The 2,300-nt window shown below is 68.9% G+C and carries 1 protein-coding gene; it reads left to right on the forward strand.

The annotated features are described in order from the left end of the window. The coding region (locus tag ACZ7KF_RS41505) for a condensation domain-containing protein (protein ID WP_471087902.1) at positions 1 to 2,300 on the forward strand (2,300 nt) is incomplete at both ends.

Consider the following 2,300-nt stretch of genomic DNA (forward strand, 5'->3'; position numbering starts at 1 on the left):
AACTCGACCGAGGAGACCATCGCCGGCGTGTGGTCCGACGTCCTCGGCGTCGACACCGTCGGCATCCACGACAACTTCTTCGAACTGGGCGGACACTCACTGCTCGCCACGCAGGTGACGTCGCGTCTGCGGCAACGGCTCGGGGTGGACGTCCCCGTGCGTGCCCTCTTCACCTCGCCCACAGTGGCGACACTCGCCGGGGTCGTGCGCGAGCTGGAGACGGCCGACGAGGAGCCGCTGGTTCCGGTCGACCGTGGCAGCGGCCCACTGCCGCTGTCGTTCGCGCAGCAGCGGCTCTGGTTCCTGGACCAGTTGACGCCGGGCAGCGCCGAATACCTCGTGCCGTTCGGTCTGCGGGTGCGGGGCGTCCTCGACGCCGGTGCGCTGGGTACGGCGTTCACCGGTCTGGTGACCCGGCACGAGGTGCTGCGCACCCGGTTCGTCACGGACGACTCAGGCCGTCCCGCACAGATCGTGGACGCGCCGTGGTCGGTCACTCCGGTGGTGCACGACGTCCGGACCGTTCCGACGGCGGACCGGGAGCGGGCCGCACTGGAGATCATGGCAGCCGAGGCACGGCGGCCGTTCGAGCTGGACGGCGGACGGCTCCTGCGGGTGGACGTGGTGCGGCTCGCGGACGACGACCAGTACGTGCTGATCACGCTGCATCACATCGTGTCGGACGGCTGGTCGTCCGGGATCCTCACGCGAGAGCTGCGCGAGCTGTACGCGGCCGCTGTCTCCGGCCGCGAGGCGTCACTGACGGAACTGCCCGTGCAGTACGCGGACTTCGCCGTCTGGCAACGGAACCAGCTCAGCGGTGACTTCCTGGAAGGACAGTTGGCGTACTGGCGCGAGCGCCTCGCGGGGGTGCCGGCCCTGGAGCTGCCGACCGACCACGGTCGGCCGGCCGAGAGGGAGGGCGCCGAGGGCGACACCGTGTACTTCTCGGTGCCGTCGGAGGTGACGGAGGCGCTGCGGGCGACGGCGAGCGGGCAGGGCGCGAGTCTGTTCATGGCGCTGCTGTCCCTGTTCCAGATCGTCCTGGCCCGGTACTGCCGCCAGGACGACATCGCGGTCGGCACTCCGATCGCGGGCCGCAATCGTGCGGAGACCGAGGATCTGATCGGCTTCTTCGTCAACACGCTGGTCATGCGCACCGACCTGTCCGGCGACCCGGCCTTCACCGAGCTGTTGGCCCGGGTCAAGGACACCGCCCTCGGCGCCTACGACCACCAGGACCTCCCCTTCGAACGCCTCGTCGACGAGCTGGCCCCCGACCGGGACCTGTCCCGCAACCCACTGTTCCAGACCCTGTTCGTCTTCCAGAACACCCCGGACGGCAACGCGTGGAGCCTGCCCGGCCTGACGGTCGAGCAAGCCGGTGTAGGCGGTCAGGACGCCAAGTTCGATCTCCAGCTGACCGCCGCGGAGTCGGATGGTGAGCTGCTGGCGGCCCTGGAGTACCGGACGGATCTGTTCGAGCGGGCGACGGTCGAGCGGTTGGCCGGCCACTTCGCGACGCTGGCCGCGTCGGTGGCGGCCGCGCCGCAGGCGCGTTTGTCGGAGCTGAACATGCTGACGGTGGGGGAGCGGCGGGAGGTTCTGGTCGACTGGAACGGTGTCGTCGGTCCGTATCCGGACAGGGCGACGATCCATGGGCTGGTGGAGGAACGGGTCGCTGCGGGTCCCGACGCGATCGCCGTGACGCAGGGTGGCCGTCGGTGGAGCTTTGGGGAGATCAACGCGCGTGCGAACCGGCTGGCCCATCACCTGCGGGGCCTGGGGGTGGGCGCGGACACTTTGATCGCTGTGTGCCTGGACCGTTCGCCGGATCTGATCGCGACGCTGCTGGGGATCCTGAAGGCCGGTGCCGCGTTCGTTCCTCTGGATCCGGAGTATCCCACCGACCGCATCACCTACATGATCGACGACACCGGCACGCCGTTGATCATCACCAGCTCCGATCTGGCTCACCGGCTGCCCGACTCGGTCGAGCGTCTGTTGGTCGATTCGCAGTGGCCGGCGGGTCCTGACGTCGATCCGGAGCCGGTGGCTTCGCCGGACGATCTGGCGTATGTCATCTACACGTCGGGGTCGACGGGCAGGCCCAAGGGTGTCGCGTTGGAGCACCGTGGTGTCGTCAACTATCTGCACTGGTGCGATCAGAACTATCCCGCGGGTGTTCCCGGGGGGATCGGCAGCGTTCTGTACTCGTCGGTGACGTTCGACCTGACGATCACCGCGTTGTTCCTGCCCCTGATCCAGGGCCGGCAGCTCGTGATTCCGGTGACCGGTCC

This window comes from Streptomyces sp. NPDC038200 (assembly GCF_055600785.1).